Here is a 24,405-nt window from a genome sequence, read left to right as displayed (position 1 = left end):
ATAAAAGCTAATAGTTGTTAAATGATAGGTAAAAAACAGATTGTTATATTGATTTTTTTATCTTTAGCCATTCAACCCCTTTGCAGATGAAGAAGTTAGCGTTGTTATTTGTACACTTGTTTCCACTGGTTTGTTTTTCCCAAACGAAACTGATTTCCCATAAAAGCCACAGCGGAAGCGCTTCCGATTTCAGGATCGCCATGAAAGAAGGCCTTTTTGATATTGGCGATTCCAATTTGGGCGATGTGCCATACCGCACCGTTGTAAATGCAAGCCTGGATACGGTTGTGTATGTTTCCAAAGGAAAATCGGTCATGATTACCAGCGAGTATTGCAAGCGTGTCATGAAAAGGGCAAAGGAAGACGGGACTGGGGAAAGTACTTTATGGAAAGCCGGAAGGGATACGGTTTTTGACCATCCGCTTTTTTCCAAAAACCATTCGCTGGACAGTATCAAAATGGTTTTGAAGAGCGAGTACCATTTTGAAAATGATATGGATAAGGTTGTTTTTATCGGTTTTGACAACAAAATAAAGAAATATAAAAAGGAAAACAGGAAGCGTAAAAAATCGGGGTTTTTTGCTTTTGATGCCGGTTCGGGTTTTCCTCCAAAATTTATTTTTATCGTTGCCCTGTCCTTTATTTCGGGCCTTGTGGTGTATTTTACCCGGAAAGCCAATAGCCTTGAAAAAGCACTTGCACAATAATGAAAGACCATCTCGAAAAAACGGGAGCCCTTTTTTTTGTTTTGGGGATGATTTTTCTTCCGTTGCATTTTTACGGCAGTGATTTTCAGTTCCGGCTGGCACATTTCGTGTTTTCGCGGCCCGCTGGGCTAATGCAACGCCTTTTTACCGGTAACACATATGCCGTAGGTTTTTCTTCAGATACATTTTCGGTTGCGGCTTTGCTGGTTTTGCTTTTGATGACAGCCTTCGTGGGGGTTTTTGTTTTGCGATGGTTGAAAGCAAATCCGGTAAAATACATTTCGGCCTCTAGGCTTACGGCGGTTTATTATTTGTCTTTTGTTCTATTGAAATACGGTTTTGACAAAGTTTTCAAGGCACAATTTTACCTGCCCGAACCAAATATCCTATACACACCATTGGGTGATTTGACTAAAGATATCCTGTTCTGGAGCACTATGGGGACTTCGAGGTCCTATTCTGTAATGACGGGAAGTATTGAGGTGGCAATTGCCGTGCTGCTTTTGATCCGGAAGACCAGGGTTTTGGGATTGCTGATGGCTGTATGCACTTTGGTCAATATTGTGATGGTTAATTTCGGCTTTGGGATTTCTGTAAAAATGTTTTCCTGTTTCCTGCTGCTGATGGCGTTGTTTGTCCTGGCTCCGTTTGTAAGAAAGCTGTATGATTTTTTTATTTCCAGGAAACTAGTGCAGTTGCCACAGGAAGCGCTGCCGGGTTTTTTGCCCCATGGCTATGAAACAGGCCTAAAAACATTCCTCATCGGATTGCTGTTTTTGCAAGTGCTATATCCTTACCTGGCTTCCGGGAATACAAACGATGATCTTTCGGAAAAGATTTTCCTGCATGGTGCTTATACCGTAAAAGAGATGACGGTCAATAAGAAAGTTTTACGGCCTTCGGAATTTCCGGTACGGAAACTATTCGTCCACCGCAACAGTTATTTTATTTTGCAAAAAACAGATGGCCATATGGTCGATTATTTTATGAAAAATGACCTACTGAAACACCGTTTGGAATTGTATGATTACAGCAAAAGAAAAGTACAGGTGCAATATACATACCGGCCGGCAGACAGTCTTCTGGAACTGGATTTCAATGACGGCAAGGCGTGGAAGGTTATCGCGAAAGGCATCAACTGGAGGAGAATGCCTGTTTTGCAGGATGGATTCCACCTGATTGTAGAGGAGTAAAATAAAACGACTTTTATTTCCGTTGTTACCGAGTGCGTTAGTGCAGAATAATAGTTTGTATATATTTGTCGAAACCTAAAATTCGTAAGCTATGAAAATTAAAATCCAGGTATTGTTATGGGTGCTGGTTATGGTTTCTTTTTCCTGTTCGGATAAAGATGATATTGTCGAAGAAGGCCCGCAATTAATCGTTAAGTTTAAATTCGATCCTGCCCAGGCAAGATTGGACAATGTTGGCCAGCCGTCAGCCGTTCCCGCCGGAAATGCAGCACAGACGCCTGTTTTTAATTCCATAAGTTCCCATTACCTGGAGTTTGCCCCAAATGCCAATACGATGCTTGGTGCAGGGGCTGTTTTGTACCACGCACCGGAAACCGGAGCGGGCGGGTCAAACGCGATCGATTTCAGCAAGGCCAAAATTGTGGGTGAAAATGAAGCCTTTCTTTCCATTCCTTTAAAAGATATTGCGGCAGGAAGTTATGAATGGGTGCGATGTTCGCTTTCCTATCAGAATTATGATGTAAATATTTGGAATTCAGGCGCTAATTATGTTGGGACGCTGGCTAGTTTTGTAGGTTTCAGAACGTACATCGGGACACATACTATAGCGAATTATCCTTTTGTAGTAAACGGGAACCGCGATCAGGGCTATTGGGCTTTTGGATTGAAAGGTTTTGCGTATTCTTCTTCAGGCCAGGCGCCGGCAGGCGCTACTACGGTTCCGAACCCTATTGCCGCCACTTCGCCGATTCCGGCCGGATCATGTGTGGTGACCGGTAAATTTGCCAGCAATTTGATCATTACCGGAAATGAAACTACCGATGTTACCGTTACTTTATCATTATCGATCAACAATAGTTTTGAATGGCATGAAGTGACAGCCGATGGCAAATACGAACCGTCTGCAGGTGAGAATGTTGTGGATATGGGCTTAAGAGGGCTTATCCCGAGCTACGTGAGATAGGTTCCAAAGGTTGGAAAAACAATTTTAAAGTGGGTTTGACAGCCCTGGAACAGGAATGGGCCAGGCTCACTTTAAATTCATTATAAATTACTTCTAAAAGGTTGCGGGGACACTCAAATTGCCTTATTTTTGTTTGAATTTTTTAAAAACTATACAATCAAACAAATATTATGGCAAAATCTGCACTTTTAAAGTCGTCTATTGGTAAAAAATACTGGATGGCTCTTACAGGTTTATTTTTATGCTTGTTCTTAGCTGGTCACTTAGCTGGAAATCTTCAGTTAATTTTTGGCGATGCATTAAAATTCAATCAGTATGCATTGTTTATGACTTCTAATCCGGCAGTAAAATTACTATCTTACCTTACTTACCTTTCAATCATATTCCATGCTGTCGATGGGATTTTATTGACCATTCAAAACAAAAAAGCACGCCCTATAGCCTACGCTATGAACAATCCGCAAAAGAACAGCAGTTCCGCTTCAAGGAATATGGCTGTGCTGGGAACGGTAATTTTGGTTTTTATCGTAACGCATATGGTTAATTTTTGGGCCAAAATGCATTTTGACGAAAAAATGCCGTTGCAGACTGTCCGAATTGAAGTACAGCCGGGAATGGCACAGGAGTTTTACATCACAACTGCCGGAGGTTATATGCCAAAAGACGGTGTAGAATTGAAAAATAAGACAGATCTTATCGATATTAACGCCCATGTAAAAGTAGGCGAGGCTTATAAGGATTTGCATAAAATCACGTTCGCGTTTTTCAAAGACGAGAAATACGGATTGATCTTTACGATATTATACGTATTGGCAATGGGAGTTTTAGCATTCCATTTATTGCACGGATTCCAAAGTGCTTTCCAATCATTGGGTGTGAACAATAAATTCACGCCGGCCCTAAAAACGTTCGGAAAATTATTTGCCATCATTGTTCCTTTGTTGTTTGCAATTATTCCGGTTTGTATCCATTTTAATTTTATTCTAAAGCATTAATTATATGAAGTTAGATTCAAAAATTCCAGAAGGTTCTATTTCAGAGAAATGGACTAACCATAAAAATCACCTAAAATTAGTTGCCCCGAACAACAGGCCTAAAATTGATGTTATCGTTGTAGGTACAGGTTTGGCAGGAGCCGCCGCCGCCGCGTCGCTTGGCGAGATGGGTTATAATGTGAAGGCATTCTGTTTTCAGGATTCTCCACGCCGTGCGCACTCGATTGCAGCACAAGGAGGTATCAATGCAGCTAAGAATTACCAAAATGACGGTGACAGTATCTACAGGTTGTTTTATGACACTATTAAAGGAGGAGATTACAGAGCCCGTGAAGCGAACGTACACCGTTTAGCTGAGGTTTCAGGAAATATTATCGACCAGTGCGTGGCGCAGGGAGTTCCTTTTGCCCGTGATTACGGCGGATTGCTTGACAACCGTTCGTTTGGTGGGACGCAGGTACAACGTACATTTTATGCGGCAGGACAGACAGGACAGCAATTGTTGCTGGGCGCTTATTCGGCCATATCAAGACAGATCGGTTTAGGCCGTGTCCAGATGTTCAACCGCCACGAAATGCTTGACCTGGTTAAAGTAGACGGAAAAGCCCGTGGGATTATTGCCCGTAACTTAATTACCGGAGAGATTGAAAGACATTCGGCGCATGCTGTAATTATCGCATCAGGAGGATACGGAAACGTTTATTTCCTTTCTACCAATGCGATGGGAAGCAACGTGACCGCCGGTTGGAAGATCCACAAGCAGGGAGCTGCATTTGCCAATCCTTGTTATGTTCAGATCCACCCAACTTGTATTCCTGTTCATGGAATCAACCAATCCAAACTGACCCTGATGTCCGAATCATTACGAAATTCAGGACGTATCTGGGTTCCGAAGAAAAAAGAAGATGCGGAAGCGATCAGGGCTGGAAAATTAAAACCGACGCAAATTGCGGAAGATGACAGGGATTATTACTTAGAAAGAAAATATCCGGCATTTGGAAATTTAGTACCTCGTGATGTGGCTTCGAGAGCAGCAAAAGAAGTTTGCGATGCAGGCCATGGAATTGAAGGGAATGCTACTAATGAAGGAGTTTATTTAGATTTCTCTACTGAAATCCAAACTAAAGGGAAGCAATCGGCATATGCCAAAGGGAACCACAATCCTACAGCAGAAGAAATTACCGCTTTAGGGAAACAATGGCTGGAGGAAAAATATGGTAACTTGTTTACCATGTACCAAAAAATTACCGACGAGAATCCATATGAGACACCAATGAAAATTTACCCGGCGGTCCACTATACCATGGGTGGTGTTTGGGTAGATTATAACCTGCAGTCTACCATTCCGGGCTGTTTCGTAGCCGGAGAGGCCAATTTCTCTGACCACGGGGCGAACCGTTTGGGAGCTTCTGCCTTGATGCAAGGTCTTGCAGATGGTTATTTCGTATTGCCTTACACCGTTTCGGATTATCTGGCAGATGAAATCAGGACCGGTAAAATTTCTACAGACCTGCCTGAATTTGCAGAAGCTGAGAACAGGGTTAAAGAGCTGATTAATAAGTTCCTGGGTAATAACGGTACAAAATCCGTAGATCATTTCCATAAGGAATTGGGCCACATCATGTGGAATAAAGTAGGTATGGGGCGTAACGAGCAAGGATTGAAAGAAGCAATTGAAGAAATCGCATTATTGAAAAAAGAATTCCACAGTGATGTTTATGTTCCGGGAAGTGCAGACGAATTGAATCCTGAATTGGAAAAAGCACTTCGTGTGGCAGATTTCATCGAATTAGGACAATTGATGGCAATGGATGCCTTACAACGTAAAGAATCTTGCGGAGGCCACTTCCGTGAAGAATACCAGGATTCTGAAGGGGAAACGCTTCGTGATGATGAGAATTTCAAATTCGTTGGCGCCTGGGAATACAAAGGCGACGACATCAGTAAAGAAGAGCTTCACAAAGAAGAATTGAAATACGAGTTTATTAAAATCGCAGCTAGAAATTACAAATAATCAGCATTATGTCTTCAGCAAAAAATATCAATATAAACCTTAAAATCTGGCGTCAGAAAAACGCCAAATCGAAAGGGAGCATGGAAACTTATAAATTAGATAATGTTTCTACTGCGAGTTCGTTTTTGGAAATGTTAGACCAATTGAACGAACAATTAATCAATGAAAAAACCGAGCCGATCGCTTTCGACCATGACTGTCGTGAAGGAATCTGCGGAATGTGTTCCCTTTACATCAACGGAAGGGCGCACGGTCCGGATACCGGTATTACCACATGTCAGTTGCACATGAGGATGTTTAAGGACGGGGATACTATTTTTGTTGAACCATGGAGAAGCAAGGCGTTCCCGGTAATCAAGGATTTGGTGGTAGACAGAAGTTCTTTCGACAGGATCCAGCAGGCAGGAGGTTTCGTTTCGGTAAACACTTCGGGAAATACCATAGATGCGAATGCTACGCCAATCAATAAGAACGATGCGGACAAATCGTTTGAAGCAGCAGCCTGTATCGGTTGCGGGGCTTGTGTGGCCACTTGCAAGAATGGTTCTGCGATGTTGTTTGTTGGGGCAAAAGTATCGCAATATGCTTTATTGCCGCAAGGAAAAGTAGAAGCGGCTACCCGTGTCCTGAACATGGTCCGTCAAATGGATGAAGAAGGATTTGGTAACTGTACCAATACAGGAGCTTGTGAAATCGAATGCCCAAAAGGGATTTCTTTAGAAAACATTGCCCGTATGAACAGGGAATACCTAAAAGCAAGCATGAAATAAAAGCATGGCTTAAATTATATAAAAACGCATTCATTAATTTGAATGCGTTTTTTTTATCTTTGGTTGCAACTAACTAAACTACAACAATGAAAACCAGGTTCTCTTTATTACTACTCTTTTTTACGTCCTTGCTAGTAGGCCAGAATTACAGTCAATATGTCAATCCTATGATTGGGACAGGAGGCCACGGCCACACATATCCGGGTGCTACCGTGCCCTTCGGGATGGTGCAATTGTCGCCCGATACCCGCATAGACGGAAGTTGGGACGGTTGTTCGGGTTATCATTACGATGATTCGGTGATTTATGGTTTTTCACATACGCATTTAAACGGGACCGGATGTACCGATTACGGAGATATTATGCTCATGCCAACAATGGGCGAGCCTACTTTTGATCCCAAAGAATATTCTTCCGCATTCTCCCATAACAACGAGAAATCTTCTGCCGGTTTCTATTCCGTGACTTTGGACAAGCATGCTATCGATGTCAGTCTGACGTCTTCGGCCCGCGTAGGTTTCCATCAATATAGTTTCACCAGAAGCGGCCAGGCTAATATTATCCTGGATTTGAACCATAGGGACAAATTATTGTACGGCGAGGTTAGGGTTATCGATGCCAAAACCATTGAAATCCTGCGCAGGAGCGAAGCTTGGGCTAAAGACCAATATGTTTTTGCCCGTATCGAATTTAATACTCCGATGAAAATCACAAAAGTAAAATCGAATGGAGACCCAAAAGAAGGAACGTATTCCGGTACAGAACTGAAAATCAGTTTTTCCAAAGAAGTGAAAAAAGGCGAAAAAATCCTTGTAAAGGTATCGCTTTCCCCGACAGGTTATGATGGTGCAGCTTTAAACATGTCCGAAATCAAGGGTTGGGATTTCAATACGGTAAAACAAAAAGCAGCGCAGCTTTGGAATACCGAATTGTCAAAAATCGAAATCACTTCGGCTGAAAAAGACAAATTGACCATCTTTTATACGGCTTTATACCACACGATGTCACAGCCTAATATTGCCCAGGATATCGACGGGAAATACCGCGGAAGGGACAACAAGATCCATCAGGCACAAGGGTTTGACTATTATTCCGTATTCTCGCTTTGGGACACGTTCCGCGGAGCACACCCTTTGTATACGCTGATCGAAAAGAAAAGGACTGCTGATTTCATCAATACGTTCCTTAAGCAATACGAGCAGGGCGGAAGGCTTCCGGTTTGGGAATTGGCTTCCAACGAAACAGATTGCATGATCGGATACCATTCTGTTTCCGTAATGGCCGATGCTATGGCGAAAGGCATTCCGGGTTTTGATTACGAGAAAGCATTCGAAGCTGCAAAACACAGTGCAATGCTCGATCATTTGGGTTTGGCTGCCTACAAAAAGAATGGTTTCATTGCCATGGATGACGAGCACGAAAGTGTTTCCAAAACTGTCGAATATGCTTATGATGACTGGTGTATCGCGCAAATGGCACTCATTCTGAACAAAAAGGACGATTACAATTATTTTATGAAACGTTCCCAAAACTGGAAAAATATTTTTGATTGGGATACCAAATTTATGCGCCCGAAGAAAAACGGTGGCTGGGACAAACCTTTTGATGCCCGGGAAATCAACAATAATTTTACCGAAGGGAATTCCTGGCAATACTCTTTTTTCGTGCCTCAGGACATTCCGGGTATGATTGAAGCCTATGGAGGAGTAACAGAATTTGAAGCCAAACTCGACGAAATGTTTAATGGTGAATCCAAAACAACGGGTCGCGAACAAGCGGACGTAACCGGTTTAATTGGCCAATACGCTCATGGGAACGAGCCAAGCCATCATATGGTTTATTTGTATGACTATATTAATAATCCTGGGAAAACGAGAGAAAAAGTGCATTACATCCTAAATAAATTCTATAAAAATGCTCCAGACGGTTTGATTGGCAATGAAGATTGCGGGCAAATGAGCGCCTGGTATGTATTGAGTAGTATGGGTATTTATAATGTGACTCCTGGTCAAAATCAGTGGGCAACGGTAAAGCCTTTTTTTGAGAACATAAAAGTTGATTTTGGGAATGGGAAGTATGGAGAAATAAACAAAACAATCAATGCCAGTTTCTTAAGGGATTTTGGAATTAATAAGGATAAGGAAGCGGTCAAATTCATTCAGAAAGAAAATTATCTTTCAGTTCCGGTTATTAAGGCGGAAAGTAAATCTTTTAAGGATAAATTAAGTGTTTCGTTTGATTCGCATCTTAAAAAAGTAGAATACTTTTATAATACAAATGGCTCAGGATTTAATAAGTTTAATAAAGAATTGATTTTGACCGAGTCGGCTACAATCGAATTCTACTCAAGAGATGCTTTTGGGAATCAAAGCGATACGATTTCTGCCCGATTTTTCAAAAAACCAAACAATTACACGATCACTATCCAATCGAAATACAACCCGCAATACCATGCCGGTGGTGCAGAAGGCCTTATTGACGGTATTTTTGGTTCCGAAAACTGGCGAAAAGGAGATTGGCAGGGTTACCAAAGCCAGGATTTTGAATGTGTGATCAATTTGCAGAAGGAACAAAAAGTTTCCCAACTTTCGGCTAATTTCCTTCAGGACAGCCGTGCCTGGATTGTCATGCCGAAAAAAGTCGAATTCTACACTTCGCCCGACAATGTTACTTTCACCCTGGTCAAAACCATTGAAAATACGCTCGATCCCAAAGAAACAGAAACGAAGATTATTGATTTTAAAACAACCCTTACCCCGGTGGCGGCACATTATATTAAAGTGAAAGCCTATAATTTCGGTAAATTGCCGGAGTGGCATCAGGGCGCGGGAGGGGATGCCTATATATTTATTGACGAAATAACTGTAAAATAACATGAAAATAGCCTTAGTCCAATCACCTTTGGTGTGGGAAACACCGGAAGCAAACCGGAACTATTTTGAAGAAAAGATCCACGGGATGGCTTCCACTGCAGACCTGGTTGTATTGCCGGAAATGTTTGCCACAGGATTTACCATGAATCCTGATGCAGTAGCTGAAACGATGCAGGGAGAAACGGTTTCTTGGATGGTCGCTTTGGCGAAAGCCCAAAACTGTGCCATTACCGGAAGCCTGGTCATTAAGGATGAAGGGCATTTTTACAACCGGCTGCTTTTTGTCTTTCCTTCGGGTGATATAAAAACCTATGACAAAAGGCATTTGTTTTCCCTGGCCGGGGAAGACAAAGTATATGCTTCGGGGAAGGAAAAATTGCTCATCGAGTATAAAGGATTTACGATCTGCCCGCTTATCTGTTATGATTTGCGCTTCCCGGTTTTTTCCCGGAATACGGAAGGGTACGATGTACTGATTTACGTTGCCAACTGGCCAAAACCACGTATGCTCGCCTGGGATTCTTTACTCAAGGCACGTGCCATCGAAAATATGTGCTACACTATTGGAGTCAACAGAGTAGGGAAAGACGACAATAACCTGGACTACATAGGCCATTCGCAAGTTGTAGATTTCCTTGGGAATTACCTGTTGGAACCACAAGAAGACGAAGCTGTTTTTATGGTAGAACTAGACTGGCAAGCCATGTTGGATACCAGGGCAAAACTCAATTTCCTGAACGATAGAGATGCATTTACGCTAGGTTAGTTGCTAAGGTCAACATCCTGATTGACATCCCAATTTGCCCTGACATCAATTTCCGACGGGTAATGGATGACTTCTTCCGGCTGCTGTCTTTTGAGGTAATTCCCGGAATCGCGTTTCCCGTTCTTGTTTTCATCGTAAATAACCCGCAATGAATATTTCTGAGGTTCCAACAGCAGGAATTCGACTGTGGAGGTTTCGGAAGAGGCAGAAGCCAAAACCTTGCCTTTGGCATCCGTCAGCTCAACAATGACAGGATAGGATTTTACTTTTTGCAGATTTAGCTTCAGGTTTCCGTAATCGGCCGGGTTTTTGGTGGAAAACGAAAAAGACAAGCTGTCGTTTTTTTGGCCCAGGTAATCTTCTACAGCATTTGGCAGCAACGAAAAAGTATATTTTTCATCAGGATCTTTGTCAAATAAAACTTCCAGATTCTGATTAAATGCGTCATAATTGGTTTTGAAAGCGACAGCCGAAGAATCTTTTTTAAACAACTTCATTTTTGCAACGTCCCATTTTTCAAGGGGAGTTGCCGATGTGATGGCGAAATGGTCGTTCAGCCTCAAAATGGCATTTTGTTTAAGGGAAAGCCTTAACGTATCCTGTTTCTGGTTTCCTAACCGGACTGAAAATCCTTTTTGGTACTTCCCGTTTTGGACCATAAGTTGCAATGAATCGTTTTTTATAGGCTGGAACCAAACCTGGACCGAATCTTTACCGGCATATTTGGTCAGGATTGTCCTTACAGGGTTATTGCGCTGTTTTACGTCTATTTTTAATTCTTTTGCATCACCTTCATAACCTGCAATTATACGGTTTGCCGAGGCCTGTACAGGTTTTTTGCTGTCAAATTCCGGCGTTTCCTTAAACAGTTCCAGTTCAAAAATAGCCTTGTCCGGAACCGTAATCGTTTTGTCGTAGAAAGCGATTTTGTCTCTTTTGGGATCAAATTTATAATTGTCCGGTTTTTCTTTTAACGCAATCAGGCGGTATTGCCCAGCTTTTACATTATCGATCTTAAATGTTTTTAAACTGTCTGAAGTACTCGTGATATAACGCGGCGTTTCTTTGTAAATAATCGAATCATTGAAATTGGAGTCTACTTCATAAAGCATTACATTGACAAAGGATTCGGTTTCTTTTTCGTAAGAATCCTTGATGGTTCCTTCCACAGAAAGGGAATCGACAAACGCGCCGGTGGAAAACACATATTTCAGCTGCTTGAGTACATTTCCTTCGTTATTGTCTGTGATGCTTTGCCCGAAATTGAAGCTATATGTGGTGTTGGCCCGCAAGGTATCGTTGATTTTTATGATCAGGTTTTTGCTGGCTATCCCTTGAGGCAATACCGTCACAGGGATTTTCATCGGTGGGGAAACGATCAGGTTTTTTTGCAGGTCTTTGACCTTGACATATTCATCAAAGGTTATCTTGATTGTTTTTTTGTCAAAGTTTGTTGAAAAATTCGCAGGAGAACTGGATATGATTTTAGGAGGGGTAGTATCTTTATCGCCACCGGTAATCGTGCCTCTTTTAGCACAGCTCGCCACCAGTAGCAGCAAACAGAAAACAAAGCCGAAACCTGGTATTTTGATTTTTCTCATGAATATTGATTTAACCGCTACAAAATAACAACTATATTTAGTGGAAACGAAATCTTTTTTATTGTGAATGCCGGCTCTGCAATTAAGATTGTGACATGGCCATCGTAACGATGCTTATTTTCGATCCCGGGATTTGCAAAAGAGCTTTGCCACAGGCTTCCAATGTTGCTCCGGTTGTAAGGACATCATCAACCAGCAGGAAATGCTTATCATGGTGGATTTCCGAAAACTGGATCCCAAACGTATTTTCCGACACCGAATTCCTGTTGGCCAGGTTTTTTTTGGACTGCGTTGCCGCATATTCCTTGCGGATCAGGATAAAAGGATCGTATTTTTTGCCCAAACCACTGGAGATTGCTTTGCTAAAAGTGGTGACCTGGTTGTAACCTCTTTCCTTCAGCCTTTTTTTATGCAAAGGGACCGGGACGATGTAATCCACATCTTTTAATGTCAGGTTTGCCTTTAAATCCTCGGCGTACCAATTCCCTAGCAATGTACCAATTTCCTGATGGTTTTTGTATTTAAGATTATGGATCAGCTGCTGGACGATTCCTTTTTTATGATAATACAGCATGGCAGACGAATGCGCTACGGGAATCCGGCCGTAAAACCTTTTAAACCCTTCATTTTCAATATCAAGCAAATGATTTGTTAAGGGTAAATGATGCCTGCAGGCAACACAAATTGACGTTTCATTTTCCAAAAGAATTTCAGAGCAACCGGAACAAATTTCAGGAAAAAATAGTTTTATCAGTTTTTTTAGCATTTCATCGATTTTTTTTTTGAGGAATTGTTTAAAAATATAAATTTATAAAAATTAAAATTTATCTCCCAAAAAGAATGACCTTAAGAACATCATTAAAGATGATAAAACTTTCCGCAGTTGTGTTTGCTTCTGTGGGAATTGTCTTTGCGTCAAAATATTATCAGGGAAAAAGCCAGAATAAAAAGCTACAGCAGGAAATCCAGCTGGAAAAAATTACGCATTCGAACGAACTTACCGAAATCCTATCGCGTTACGATGCCACTCTTAATGAAAACAAGGAATTGCTTAGGCAGCAGAATGCTCCGCAGCAAACTGTCCCGGCAAATATAAAACCTGTGGCTACAGTGGTTGCGCCGACTCCAAAAACACAGGAGATACGACAGGAAATCCATCCCAATGCCAAAAAAATAGATTCGCTTAAGAACCAGTTAAAGGAGCAGTCTGACCAAAATAAATCATTGGCAACAGAATTAGGCGAGCTATCCAGTAAATACCGCGAACTGAAAAAACGGAACGACAGTAATGAAAGCGCCCTTGCCCTGTCAAAAAACCTGACGGCCATCAATGTGTATGCCAACGGTATTAAAATCGTATCCAATAATATCATTGAGACCAAAAGATTCAGCGCCATTGAGCAAATAAAAGTCTGTTTTACCCTTCTTGAAAACAAGGCGGCCATCAAGGGCAATAAGGATATTTACATCCAAATCGTGAACCCGGATAATAAAGTGGTTTCCAAAAACGGTGATTTTGTCGAAGAAGACTCCCGTTTGCTTAGCTACAGCGCTAAAACCAATATTTATTACGACAACGAGGAGCTGGATGTGTGTGTTTTTGTAGATCCGAACAAAAACGATATCCAAAAAGGAGATTATGAAATAAATATCTTCTCGGGCATAAATTTAATAGGAAGTACTGTTTTTTCTTTAAAGTAATCCTTTTTTTGCTTTTTTTCTTCTAAAATTTTAATTCTCTTTTCCTATTTTTGCACCACTATGGCAAAACAAGAAGATTTATTTAAGAATGTAGTTTCGCATGCGAAAGAATATGGTTTTATATTCCAGTCGAGTGAAATTTACGACGGATTGGGTGCAGTATACGATTATGCTCAAAACGGCGTGGAGTTAAAGAAAAATATTAGGGAATATTGGTGGAAATCAATGGTACAGATGCACGAGAATATCGTAGGGATCGATGCTGCGATTTTCATGCATCCGACGACCTGGAAAGCTTCGGGGCACGTAGATGCGTTCAATGACCCGCTGATTGACAACAAAGATTCCAAAAAAAGATACCGGGCCGATGTTTTGGTGGAAGATTATGCAGAAAAAATCAACCTGAAAGCCAAAAAAGAAATCGAGAAGGCCAAAGAGCGTTTCGGCGATGCCTTTAACGAACAGGAATTCATAACAACCAATGCCCGTGTTGTAGAATATTTAGCCAAAGAAAAAGAGATCCGTGAAAGATTAGGGCGTTCTTTAGGTTCTGGTGACCTGGAAGATGTAAAAGCCTTAATCGAGGAATTGGAAATTGCAGACCCGGAAACAGGTTCCAGGAACTGGACCGAAGTCCGTCAGTTTAACCTGATGTTCGGGACTAAATTGGGTGCTTCTGCCGATACTGCCATGGATTTGTACCTGCGTCCTGAAACGGCACAGGGTATTTTCGTGAATTTCCTCAACGTCCAGAAATCCGGCCGTATGAAAATCCCTTTTGGGATCGCTCAAACCGGAAAGGCTTTCCGTAACGAGATTGTAGCGCGCCAGTTTATTTTCCGAATGCGTGAATTCGAACAGATGGAAATGCAGTTTTTCGTGAAGCCGGGAGAAGAAATGAAATATTACGAGTATTGGAAAACAACCCGTTTGAATTGGCACTTATCCCTCGGATTGGGCAAAGAGAACTATCGTTTCCATGACCATGAAAAATTAGCGCATTACGCGAATGCGGCTGCGGATATCGAATTCAACTTCCCGTTCGGATTTAAGGAACTAGAAGGAATCCATTCCCGCACCGACTTCGACCTGAAAGCCCACGAAGAGTTTTCGGGTAAAAAAATGCAGTATTTCGATACCGAGGAAAATAAAAATTACACGCCATACGTAGTGGAAACCTCAGTTGGTTTGGACAGGATGTTTTTGGCGGTTTTCTCCAATTCCTTGAAAGAAGAGACTTTGGAAGACGGATCAACGAGAACCGTATTGCAACTGCCTTCTGTTTTGGCCCCGACCAAAGCGGCCGTTTTGCCATTGGTTAAAAAAGACGGCTTGCCGGATGTGGCCAAAGGTATTATTGAAGAACTGAAATGGGATTTCAATGTGGCATACGATGAAAAGGATGCTGTAGGACGTCGTTACAGAAGACAGGATGCCTTAGGAACGCCTTTCTGTATTACCGTTGACCATCAAACGTTGGAAGACCAGACGGTAACCATCCGTCACAGGGATTCTATGAAGCAGGACAGGGTGAAGATTTCCGAATTGAGAGGAATTATCAATGACGAAGTTTCCATGCGAAACTGGCTGATGAAAATGTAACTTATTTACAATATATAAAAACCCCGGAAAAATTTTCCGGGGTTTTTTTGTTTTTAGGATGTTACAAATGCAGTTCGTGCAATCGTTTTACATATTTTCCGATGACATCGAATTCCAGGTTGATTTTGGTCCCGACCCTGAAATTTTTAAAATTAGTATGCTCGTAAGTATACGGTATGATAGCTACGCTAAACTCATTCGCTTTTGAATTGACAACCGTTAAACTCACTCCATTTACAGTGATTGAGCCTTTTTCAATGGTGATGTTGTTTAGGGTTTTGTCGTATTCGAACGTAAAATACCAGCTTCCGTCGGCCTCTTCGATACTCTTACAAATAGCCGTTTGGTCCACATGTCCCTGTACGATATGCCCGTCCAGGCGGTCTCCTAATTTCATGGCGCGCTCCAGGTTGACAACGTCGTTTACGTTCCAGTGCCCTAAATTGGTCTTGTCGATGGTTTCCTTAATAGCCGTAACCGTGTAAGAGTCTTCCTTGATATTAACTACCGTCAGGCAAATTCCGTTATGTGAAACGCTTTGGTCTATTTTAAGTTCGTTAGTGATATTCGATTGAACGGTGACGTGGATGTTTTCACCTTCTTTTTCCAGTGCTTTGATATTGCCTAGAGTTTCTATGATTCCTGTAAACATTACTGATTTTATTTTAGTAAATTTGCATTCAAAATTAGCAATAAATACATTGAACTGATGACAAAAAGACCAGAAAATATAATTGTAGGCATTTCTATTGGGGATTTAAACGGGATTGGGAGTGAAGTTATCCTGAAATCATTTGAAGATACCCGAATGTTGGAATTATGTACGCCAGTTATTTTTGCTAATGTGAAAATCCTGTCTTTCCTGAAAAAAAGCCTCGAACTAAATGCCCAGTTGCATGGAATCGATAAGCTGGACCAGGCAATAATAGGTAAAATCAATGTGCTTAACGTTTGGCGGGAAGGGGTAAATATCGAATACGGCAAAGTAGATGAAAACGTTGGGAAATACGCAATAAAGTCTTTTATGACTGCGACCCAGGCCTTGAAAGAAGGCAATATCGATGTTTTGGTGACCGCGCCCATCAATAAGGCCAACATCCAGTCGGAAGAATTTTCTTTTCCGGGGCATACGGATTACCTGAACCAGGAACTTGACGGGAATGCCCTTATGCTTATGATCCAGGATAGTTTGCGAGTAGGCCTTTTGACAGATCATGTGCCTTTAAATGAAGTGGCAAAACATCTGACAGAAGAATTGATCCGGACCAAAATAAAAACGATAAAACAATCTTTAATCCAGGATTTTGGGATCAGGAAGCCGAAAATTGCCGTATTGGGATTAAACCCGCATTCGGGCGATAATGGCGTGATTGGTGATGAAGAAGACAAATTGATCAAACCTGCCCTGAAAAAAATATTTGAGGAAGGGACCCTGGTTTTCGGGCCGTTTTCTGCCGATGGTTTCTTTGGCAGCCATCAATATGAGAAATACGACGCGGTGATTGCAACCTACCATGATCAAGGGCTTATTCCTTTTAAGACATTGTCTTTTGGGAAAGGAGTCAATTATACTGCCGGATTGGATAAGGTAAGGACTTCTCCGGACCATGGAACAGCTTATGAAATTGCCGGGAAAGGTTTGGCGGACCATAATTCTTTTTTGGAAGCGATTTATGCGGCAATCGACATTTTTAAAGCCCGGAACGAGTACAAGGAACTGACCGAAAAACCGCTGAAAACAAAAGAAAAGCAGTTATAAACAAAAAAATGTTTATAACGCTTTTAATTTTATAAATAATTTATATCTTTGCACTCCCGAATAAAGGGACAAATTGTTGTTAAGATGAAAGTTACAAATGAATTTTTAATCCCTTTCATAGGATTGAAGCTTGGGAAACATCAGTTTGAATTTCAAATAAATAAAGCGTTCTTTGATCACTTTGAGTATGACGAATTTGAAAGCGCCGACATCAAAGTAAATATAGTATTAGAAAAGAAAAGCACTATGCTTGAACTCAGTTTTAAGCATAAAGGGACAATTCATGTGCCTTGCGACCTGACCAATGAGGAGTTTGACTTGCCTGTAAAAGGGAAATTGAACCTTATCGTGCGGTTTGGTGAAACCTTCAACGATGATAATGAGGAGTTGCTCATATTGCCGTTTTCGGAACATCAGATTGACGTGTCGCAATACATTTATGAAATGATCGTCTTGTCTATACCACTAAAAAAAGTTCATCCGGGGATTAAGGACGGTACATTGCAAACCGATGCATTGTCCAAACTGAATGAAATCAATGTCAAAGAACCTATTGAAGTAAAAGAAGAGAATACAGACCCGCGTTGGGACGAATTAAAAAAACTATTAACGGATAAATAATTTTGTAAAATGGCACATCCTAAGAGAAAGACCTCGAAAACAAGAAGAGACAAAAGAAGAACTCATTATAAAGCAACTGTTGCTCAAATCGCAACTTGTCCTGTAACAGGAGAAGCACATTTATACCACAGAGCTTACTGGCATGAAGGTAAAATGTACTACAGAGGTCAAGTAGTAATTGATAAGCAAGTAGCTGTTGCTTAATACATTTTTGTAAAAAGTATTTAACTCTCACCCAACTGTGAGAGTTTTTTTGTTGGGAATAACTGAAAAATAAAATCCGAAGTTAATTGTCTTTGTTTTAAAGATTTTTTGTAACTTCAACGTCTTTTAAAACGTATGTTTTAGAACGCATTATTTGAACTTTATGAATACAATTACTGCCGCAATCACTGCCGTTGGCGCATATGTTCCAGAGTTTGTTCTTTCTAATCAGGTATTAGAAACCATGATCGATACTAACGATGAATGGATAACAACACGTACGGGAATCAAAGAAAGAAGAATTTTAAAAGAAAAAGGGAAAGGGACCTCTTACCTTGCTATCAAAGCCGCTCAGAATTTAATTGAAAAATCAGGGATAAACCCTGCGGATATCGATTTGATCCTATTGGCAACGGCAACTCCGGATATGCCTGTGGCATCAACAGGGGTTTTCGTGGCAACACAAATTGGTGCGGTAAACGCATTTGCCTACGATTTGCAGGCGGCCTGTTCCAGCTTTTTATTCGGGATGTCTACAGCTGCCGCTTATGTGCAATCCGGACGTTATAAAAAAGTACTGTTGATCGGTGCCGATAAAATGTCATCGATTATTGACTATACAGACAGAGCGACCTGCATTATCTTTGGAGATGGTGCGGGCGCTGTTCTTTTTGAGCCTAACACAGAAGGTTTAGGTTTGCAGGACGAAATCCTCCGCAGCGACGGAATTGGGCGCGAATACCTAAAAATCGATGCCGGCGGTTCCATATTGCCTGCCTCAAAAGAAACAGTGGAAAACGGATTGCATACCGTATTCCAGGACGGGAAAACGGTATTTAAATATGCGGTTTCCGGTATGGCTGATGTGAGCGAAAAAATCATGGAGCGCAATAACCTGACGCATGATGATGTTAACTGGTTAGTGGCGCACCAGGCCAATAAAAGGATTATTGATGCTACGGCACAAAGAATGAATTTGGATGAATCGAAAGTCTTATTGAATATTCAAAGGTACGGAAACACGACTTCGGCAACTTTGCCTCTTTTGTTAAGTGATTTTGAAGACCAGCTCAAGAAAGGAGATAATCTTATATTTGCATCATTTGGAGGAGGATTCACATGGGGATCCATCTATCTGAAATGGGCATACAACAAATAATAAACTATAACTAAAACAAATCATCATGGATTTAAAAGAAATTCAAAATCTAATCAAATTTGTAGCAAACACGGGTGTTGCTGAGGTAAAGTTAGAAACGGGAGATGTTAAAATTACCATCAGAACAACTTTAGAAGGTACTACTGAAACAACATATGTTCAGCAGTTGCCAGCTCAGAATGTTTTACAGCAAGCAGTTCCTCAACAAATCGCTCCTGCAGCAGTTGCACCGGTTGCAGCAACGCCGGCAGCTGAGGACAATTCAAAATATATTACAGTAAAATCACCAATTATCGGTACATTCTACAGAAAACCGGCTCCGGACAAACCAATGTTCGTGGAAGTGGGAAGTTCTATCGGAAAAGGAGATGTTTTGTGCGTTATCGAAGCCATGAAATTATTCAATGAGATTGAATCTGAAGTATCCGGTAGAATCGTAAAAATATTAGTGGATGATTCTTCTCCGGTTGAATTTGACCAGCCTTTATTCTTGGTAGATCCATCATAAGAAATTTTAAAAATTAAATTTTGAATGATGGGTTACTGTCATCATTTGGAATAATTTAAAGTTTAGAATTCAAAATTTAAAATTTCAAAAGATGTTTAAAAAAATACTAATAGCAAACAGGGGAGAAATTGCACTTCGTGTGATCAGAACCTGTAGAGAAATGGGAATTAAGACCGTTGCGGTTTATTCTACAGCGGATGCGGACAGCCTTCACGTAAAATTTGCGGACGAAGCCGTTTGTATCGGCCCTCCTCCAAGTAACCTGTCTTACTTGAAAATGTCTAATATTATTGCTGCTGCAGAAATTACAAATGCAGATGCAATCCATCCTGGATATGGTTTCTTGTCTGAAAATGCCAAATTTTCAAAAATCTGCCAGGAACATAATATCAAGTTTATCGGTGCTTCTCCTGAAATGATTGATCGTATGGGAGACAAGGCTTCCGCCAAAGCGACTATGAAAGCTGCTGGAGTTCCTTGTGTACCGGGATCTGACGGTTTGTTGGAGTCTTACGAACAAACGGAAAAACTAGCCAAAGAATTTGGTTATCCGGTAATGCTTAAAGCAACAGCCGGTGGTGGAGGAAAAGGAATGCGTGCCGTATGGAAAGAAGAAGAGCTTTTGAAAGCATGGGAAAGTGCACGTCAGGAAGCTGCCGCCTCTTTTGGGAATGACGGGATGTACATGGAAAAATTGATCGAAGAGCCACGCCATATCGAAATTCAGGTAGTTGGGGATTCTTACGGGAAAGCATGTCACCTTTCCGAAAGAGACTGTTCGGTACAAAGACGCCACCAAAAATTAACAGAAGAAACACCTTCGCCATTCATGACCGATGAATTGCGTCATAAAATGGGAGAAGCTGCTGTAAAAGCGGCAGAATTCATTAAATACGAAGGAGCTGGAACAGTTGAGTTCTTGGTAGACAAGCACCGTAACTTCTACTTCATGGAAATGAATACCCGTATCCAGGTAGAACACCCGATTACAGAGCAGGTTATTGATTATGATTTGATTCGCGAGCAGATATTGGTAGCTGCAGGTGTGCCGATTTCAGGTAAAAACTATTTACCGCAATTGCACTCTATAGAATGCCGTATCAATGCGGAAGACCCTTATAATGACTTCCGTCCTTCTCCGGGGAAAATAACGGTTTTACATGCGCCGGGAGGCCACGGAGTGCGTTTGGATACCCACGTTTACGCAGGGTATACCATTCCGCCAAATTATGACTCCATGATCGCAAAACTGATCACTACCGCTCAAACGCGTGAGGAAGCCATCAGTAAAATGAAACGCGCCCTGGATGAGTTCGTGATCGAAGGAATCAAAACAACCATTCCTTTCCACAGACAATTAATGGATGAGGCGGATTATGTTGCCGGAAATTATACTACGAAATTTATGGAATCTTTCGTTATGAAAGAACCTCGAGGATAAATAGTAAATTAAAAATCCCAACCGAAAGGTTGGGATTTTTTTATGCCTTTCCTATCTCCAAAAAAAAACCAGCTAAACAATAGCTGGTTTTAATTTTCCTTCTTGTAAAGGATTATACTTTCAGTTTGGAAGCGATGGCTGCCGGAACTGCTTTCTTGTGCAATAATATAGCTGTTGCTTTGTATTTCGCGAATTCTTTAGACATGTAAAGGTATCCTTTATAATCGTTTGTTGCGCCCCAGGAGTTTTTAACGATATAGTATTCCTTACCGTTTTGGTCTTTGGAAATACCTACGATATGCATTCCGTGGTCATCAGTAGTAGTATAGTTGTCAAATGCTTTTTGGCGCATTTCTTCAGTAACTACCGCTTCTTTTTTAGGACCGTTGAATAAATCCGCTTTTTCTTCTGCTGTCATGTCTTCCGGTTTCTTTTCCGGTACAAAAGCCACACCGTTTTTCCATGAGAAGCTTTTTTCGCTTACATCACCTGCCCAAGCCACAGTATAGCCTGTTTTAAGTGCATTGTCTATGATGTCTGTCAATTCGTTCATTTTTACATTATAGACCTGATCGTAAGACCAGTTGTCCGGAACCATCAATACAAATTTTGAATAGTATGGATATTCCTGCAACGATGAGATTTCAACATAATCATCAGCATTAATGCCTACCACTTCTTTTGCAAAAGATTCAGGCGTGTATTTTTTTCCGTTGTAATCGAAAGATTTAGGTGTTTGACCCAAATAAGAATCGATGATGGCAGCGTATGCTTTTTCCCAGTTTGGTGTCAATTCTCCGTTAGGATTGGTTACAACCGCTTTTAGGAAGGCTTCTGTCAAAGCTCCCATTTCGGCAAATTTGTTTTTGTCGGTACCATAGTTCAACCCTGTGTAAACAGATTGCGGAACAGCCCCGTATTTTTTGTACATATTGATAACATCATGGAAAGCACCACCGTCTCCAAGTGTTGTCGCTCCGTGCATGCGTACATAGTTCCTTCCTTTTTCCACATAAGCATTACGGGCAGAGAAAATCTGGGAAAGTTCCACCGGTTTTTTGCCCATACGGATCATTTCCGATTCCAAAAATGAATTGGCAGAATAACTCCAACAGGTTCCTGAAGATCCCTGGTTTTTTATAGAAGTGTTTTCGACATTAACCACATCGGTAAATTGAAAAGCCGCTTTACTGTTTTCGCTGGCATTTATTTTTAAAGAGTTTACTAGATTGTCCTGAGCGAATCCGGTTGCTCCCACAAGCAGCGATGCGATTACAAATGACTTAATTGTGTACATAATACTGTTTTTAATTTGAATAGAGTGTAAAATTATAAATTGTAGTGTGTGAATTTTTTTTTTAACACCAATTTATGCTTTCGTTAAGAAATAAAAAACCCGCGCCGGAGTTGTCGGTGCGGGTTTTGGGTATTTATAATGTTTCTTTTAACCATTTGTAAAATTCTCGTTGCCAAACCTGCGCATTCTGCGGTTTAAGCACCCAGTGGTTTTCATCCGGGAAATATAATAGCCTGCTTTTGATGCCTCGCAACTGAGCCGCCTGGAAAGCTTCCTGGGATTGGCCAATCGGCACCCTGAAATCTATGCCGCCCTGGATGATCAAGATTGGCGTGTTCCATTTGTCTACGAAATTGATCGGGTTGAATTTTGTGTAGGATAATTGTGCTTTCTGGTTGTCTTTTTCCCAATAAGCACCACCAAAATCCCAGTTGTTGAAGAATACTTCTTCAGTTGTACCAAACATACTTTGTGTATTGAAAACACCGTCGTGCGCAATAAAGGTTTTGAACCTGTTGTTGTGAATCCCGGCCAGGTAAAATACCGAGTAGCCGCCGTAGCTGGCACCAACACAACCCAAACGGTTTTTGTCTACATAGCTTTCTTTGGCCACATCATCAATAGCGGAAAGGTAATCGTCCATAACCTGGCCACCCCAATCACCGCTGATTTTTTCATTCCATTCCACTCCATGCCCTTGCATACCGCGACGGTTTGGTGCTACTATAATATAGCCCTGCGATGCCATTAAAGAGAAATTCCAACGGAAAGAATAGCTTTGTGTCAAAGGAGACTGAGGGCCTCCCTGGCAGAATAAAAGCGTAGGGTATTTTTTAGAAGCATTAAAATTAGGAGGAAGGATCACCCACACGGTCATTTTTTTGCCATCAGTAGTGGTCACGAGCCTTTTTACAAATTTTGGCAAAGCCAGTTTGTCGTAGGTTGCTTTGTTTACGGTAGTAAGCTGTTTCCAGGTTTTTTTGGTCACATCATAAGAGAAAATTTCCGCGGCATGGTTCATGTCGGTTCTGGTTACAATGGCATTTGTTCCTGAAAAGCCAATGATATCGGCTACGTCAAAATCTCCATCTGTAATTTGTTTTACCTGCACGGCAATTTTGGTCAGGCCTGGGAAATTCACTTCGAACAATTGTTTCGTTCCGCCTACAGGAGCCACGAAATATACTTTTTTGCCGTCAGGGCTCCAGAAGAAATTGTCAACTGTCCCGTCCCAACCGGCAGTCAGGTTGATGTTTATGCCTTTGAAATGAACAATGATATCGTTTTTATCCGCTTCATAACCGTCGCGTTTCATTTGCAACCAGGTCAAATCCCCGGAAGGAGAAAAAGCAGGATTTGTGTCGTAGCCTACATTGCCTTCGGTCCTGTTTGTGGTTTTTCCTGTAGCCAGGTTGTATTCGTAAATATCTGTATTGGTCGAAATGGCATATTGCGTGCCGGCTTTTTTCTTGCAAACGTATAAAATACTTTTTCCGTCAGGAGACCAGATGTAATCTTCATCGCCACCGAAAGGTTTTTGCGGTGAATCGAAATTTTCCCCGGCCAGGATATCGATGCCAGTTGCTCCTTCTTTGTTTTCCTTATAAAAAACATGGTTGAACTTTCCTTCGTTCCAGGTATCCCAATGCCTGTAATCCAATCCGTTATAAATCTGCGCGGTTGTTTTGTCCAGTTCGGGATAAAAATCTTTTCCAAGGACTTTATCAATTTTCACTTCTTCATTGTACACGGTATATTTTCCGCCTGGAGAAATGTTTTTGTCTTTTAAGATTTCTTTCGTGTCTTTTATTTCGGTGGCTGGGCCTCCAATAACCGGTACGGAATAGGTTTTAGAACTGGATTTGTTTTCCTCTACAGAAGGAGTCGAAACTTTATAGATTACGTTCTTTCCGTCTTTGGAAATACCAAGAGGAGTTACTCTTCCCAGCTTCCATAGTAGTTCCGGAGACAATACGTCTTGTGCAACCAAGGTGTGCATACTCATCATTGTTAAGGTTAAAAGCAATAATTTCTTCATAATTTTTTTGAATTTGTCAAGGCCTAAAAGTACTAATTTTTTCAAAAACAAAGAAGGAGGAAGGTTTGATAATTTGAGTATCAGTGTTCCGGCAAATGAGATGTTCCGAAAGTGTTTTTTGATAGTAGAAAATTAACAAAAGGTAAGGAAAAACCGTATTTCATAAGTCTTTACTGGTTATAGGTTTGTTGT

The 24,405-nt window shown here is 41.2% G+C and carries 21 protein-coding genes; 16 read left to right on the top strand and 5 right to left on the bottom strand.

The features are described 5' to 3' along the window. The first annotated feature begins 86 nt into the window (after nucleotides 1–86). The 8 genes from E4635_RS06050 to E4635_RS06015 all read left to right on the top strand — a co-directional run bounded on the left by E4635_RS06050 (nucleotide 87) and on the right by E4635_RS06015 (nucleotide 10,282). Nucleotides 87–707, top strand: a complete 621-nt coding sequence (locus tag E4635_RS06050) for a hypothetical protein (protein ID WP_135525733.1) — start codon at nucleotides 87–89, stop codon at nucleotides 705–707. Next, nucleotides 707–1,900, top strand: coding sequence for a hypothetical protein (locus tag E4635_RS06045; protein WP_135525732.1), 1,194 nt, complete (start codon nucleotides 707–709; stop codon nucleotides 1,898–1,900). Before E4635_RS06050 ends, E4635_RS06045 begins: the two co-directional genes overlap by 1 nt. Nucleotides 1,901–1,991: 91 nt before the next feature. Continuing rightward, nucleotides 1,992–2,864 (top strand): hypothetical protein, encoded by an 873-nt coding sequence (locus E4635_RS06040; protein ID WP_135525731.1) that lies wholly within the window; start codon nucleotides 1,992–1,994, stop codon nucleotides 2,862–2,864. A 170-nt stretch (nucleotides 2,865–3,034) separates the two neighbouring features. Beyond that, the gene (locus E4635_RS06035) at nucleotides 3,035–3,859 is read left to right on the top strand and encodes a succinate dehydrogenase cytochrome b subunit (protein WP_135525730.1); all 825 of its coding nucleotides are present in this window, start codon (nucleotides 3,035–3,037) and stop codon (nucleotides 3,857–3,859) included. Nucleotides 3,860–3,863: 4 nt separating this feature from the next. Next, nucleotides 3,864–5,873: a fumarate reductase/succinate dehydrogenase flavoprotein subunit gene (locus E4635_RS06030; protein WP_135525729.1), complete on the top strand. Its 2,010-nt coding sequence runs from the start codon at nucleotides 3,864–3,866 to the stop codon at nucleotides 5,871–5,873. Between the two features lie 8 nt (nucleotides 5,874–5,881). After that, on the top strand, nucleotides 5,882–6,643 hold the full coding sequence (locus E4635_RS06025) for a succinate dehydrogenase/fumarate reductase iron-sulfur subunit (protein WP_135525728.1): 762 nt from the start codon (nucleotides 5,882–5,884) through the stop codon (nucleotides 6,641–6,643). 86 nt (nucleotides 6,644–6,729) lie between these two features. After that, nucleotides 6,730–9,516 (top strand): GH92 family glycosyl hydrolase, encoded by a 2,787-nt coding sequence (locus E4635_RS06020; protein WP_135525727.1) that lies wholly within the window; start codon nucleotides 6,730–6,732, stop codon nucleotides 9,514–9,516. Between the two features lies 1 nt (nucleotide 9,517). Next, a complete protein-coding gene (locus E4635_RS06015; RefSeq protein WP_135525726.1) occupies nucleotides 9,518–10,282 on the top strand; it encodes an amidohydrolase in 765 nt (254 codons plus the stop codon). On the opposite strand, the gene E4635_RS06010 is transcribed toward E4635_RS06015, so the two are convergent. Both E4635_RS06010 and E4635_RS06005 read right to left on the bottom strand, forming a co-directional pair. Continuing rightward, the gene (locus E4635_RS06010) at nucleotides 10,279–11,883 is read right to left on the bottom strand and encodes an Ig-like domain-containing protein (protein ID WP_135525725.1); all 1,605 of its coding nucleotides are present in this window, start codon (nucleotides 11,881–11,883) and stop codon (nucleotides 10,279–10,281) included. The two genes, E4635_RS06015 and E4635_RS06010, sit on opposite strands and share 4 nt — an antisense overlap. 82 nt (nucleotides 11,884–11,965) lie before the next feature. Continuing rightward, complete coding sequence (locus E4635_RS06005; RefSeq protein WP_317133522.1) at nucleotides 11,966–12,526, bottom strand: ComF family protein; 561 nt, start codon at nucleotides 12,524–12,526, stop codon at nucleotides 11,966–11,968. A gap of 197 nt (nucleotides 12,527–12,723) precedes the next feature. Between E4635_RS06005 and E4635_RS06000 the strand changes: the two genes are divergently transcribed. Beyond that, the gene (locus E4635_RS06000) at nucleotides 12,724–13,584 is read left to right on the top strand and encodes a hypothetical protein (protein WP_135525723.1); all 861 of its coding nucleotides are present in this window, start codon (nucleotides 12,724–12,726) and stop codon (nucleotides 13,582–13,584) included. Nucleotides 13,585–13,644: 60 nt separating this feature from the next. Then, nucleotides 13,645–15,186: a glycine--tRNA ligase gene (locus E4635_RS05995; protein WP_135525722.1), complete on the top strand. Its 1,542-nt coding sequence runs from the start codon at nucleotides 13,645–13,647 to the stop codon at nucleotides 15,184–15,186. Nucleotides 15,187–15,247: 61 nt separating this feature from the next. Here E4635_RS05995 and E4635_RS05990 read toward each other — a convergent pair whose 3' ends face one another. Beyond that, nucleotides 15,248–15,838, bottom strand: a complete 591-nt coding sequence (locus E4635_RS05990) for a riboflavin synthase (RefSeq protein ID WP_135525721.1) — start codon at nucleotides 15,836–15,838, stop codon at nucleotides 15,248–15,250. 57 nt (nucleotides 15,839–15,895) lie between these two features. Here E4635_RS05990 and pdxA point away from each other — a divergent pair, with 57 nt between their 5' ends. The 6 genes from pdxA (at nucleotide 15,896) to accC (ending at nucleotide 20,878) form a co-directional block, all read left to right on the top strand. After that, nucleotides 15,896–16,945 (top strand): 4-hydroxythreonine-4-phosphate dehydrogenase PdxA, encoded by a 1,050-nt coding sequence (gene pdxA, locus E4635_RS05985; RefSeq protein ID WP_135525720.1) that lies wholly within the window; start codon nucleotides 15,896–15,898, stop codon nucleotides 16,943–16,945. 84 nt (nucleotides 16,946–17,029) lie between these two features. Continuing rightward, the gene (locus E4635_RS05980) at nucleotides 17,030–17,566 is read left to right on the top strand and encodes a YceD family protein (protein ID WP_135525719.1); all 537 of its coding nucleotides are present in this window, start codon (nucleotides 17,030–17,032) and stop codon (nucleotides 17,564–17,566) included. Nucleotides 17,567–17,575: 9 nt separating this feature from the next. Further along, entirely contained in the window at nucleotides 17,576–17,770 is a 195-nt protein-coding gene (gene rpmF, locus E4635_RS05975) for a 50S ribosomal protein L32 (protein WP_135525718.1), read from the top strand. 163 nt (nucleotides 17,771–17,933) lie between these two features. After that, on the top strand, nucleotides 17,934–18,929 hold the full coding sequence (locus tag E4635_RS05970) for a beta-ketoacyl-ACP synthase III (RefSeq protein WP_135525717.1): 996 nt from the start codon (nucleotides 17,934–17,936) through the stop codon (nucleotides 18,927–18,929). Between the two features lie 25 nt (nucleotides 18,930–18,954). Further along, on the top strand, nucleotides 18,955–19,437 hold the full coding sequence (accB, locus tag E4635_RS05965; RefSeq protein WP_135525716.1) for an acetyl-CoA carboxylase biotin carboxyl carrier protein: 483 nt from the start codon (nucleotides 18,955–18,957) through the stop codon (nucleotides 19,435–19,437). Between the two features lie 91 nt (nucleotides 19,438–19,528). Next, nucleotides 19,529–20,878 (top strand): acetyl-CoA carboxylase biotin carboxylase subunit, encoded by a 1,350-nt coding sequence (gene accC / locus E4635_RS05960; RefSeq protein WP_135525715.1) that lies wholly within the window; start codon nucleotides 19,529–19,531, stop codon nucleotides 20,876–20,878. Between the two features lie 112 nt (nucleotides 20,879–20,990). Here accC and E4635_RS05955 read toward each other — a convergent pair whose 3' ends face one another. Next, nucleotides 20,991–22,175 (bottom strand): C1 family peptidase, encoded by a 1,185-nt coding sequence (locus tag E4635_RS05955; protein ID WP_135525714.1) that lies wholly within the window; start codon nucleotides 22,173–22,175, stop codon nucleotides 20,991–20,993. A gap of 133 nt (nucleotides 22,176–22,308) precedes the next feature. Beyond that, complete coding sequence (locus E4635_RS05950; RefSeq protein ID WP_135525713.1) at nucleotides 22,309–24,213, bottom strand: S9 family peptidase; 1,905 nt, start codon at nucleotides 24,211–24,213, stop codon at nucleotides 22,309–22,311. Nucleotides 24,214–24,405: the final 192 nt, after the last annotated feature.

The sequence above is a fragment of the Flavobacterium humi genome (genome assembly GCF_004745595.1).
GTDB classification, from domain to species: domain Bacteria; phylum Bacteroidota; class Bacteroidia; order Flavobacteriales; family Flavobacteriaceae; genus Flavobacterium; species Flavobacterium humi.
Note: the sequence above shows the minus strand (reverse complement) of the source record. Positions and strands in the feature narration are given on the sequence as shown.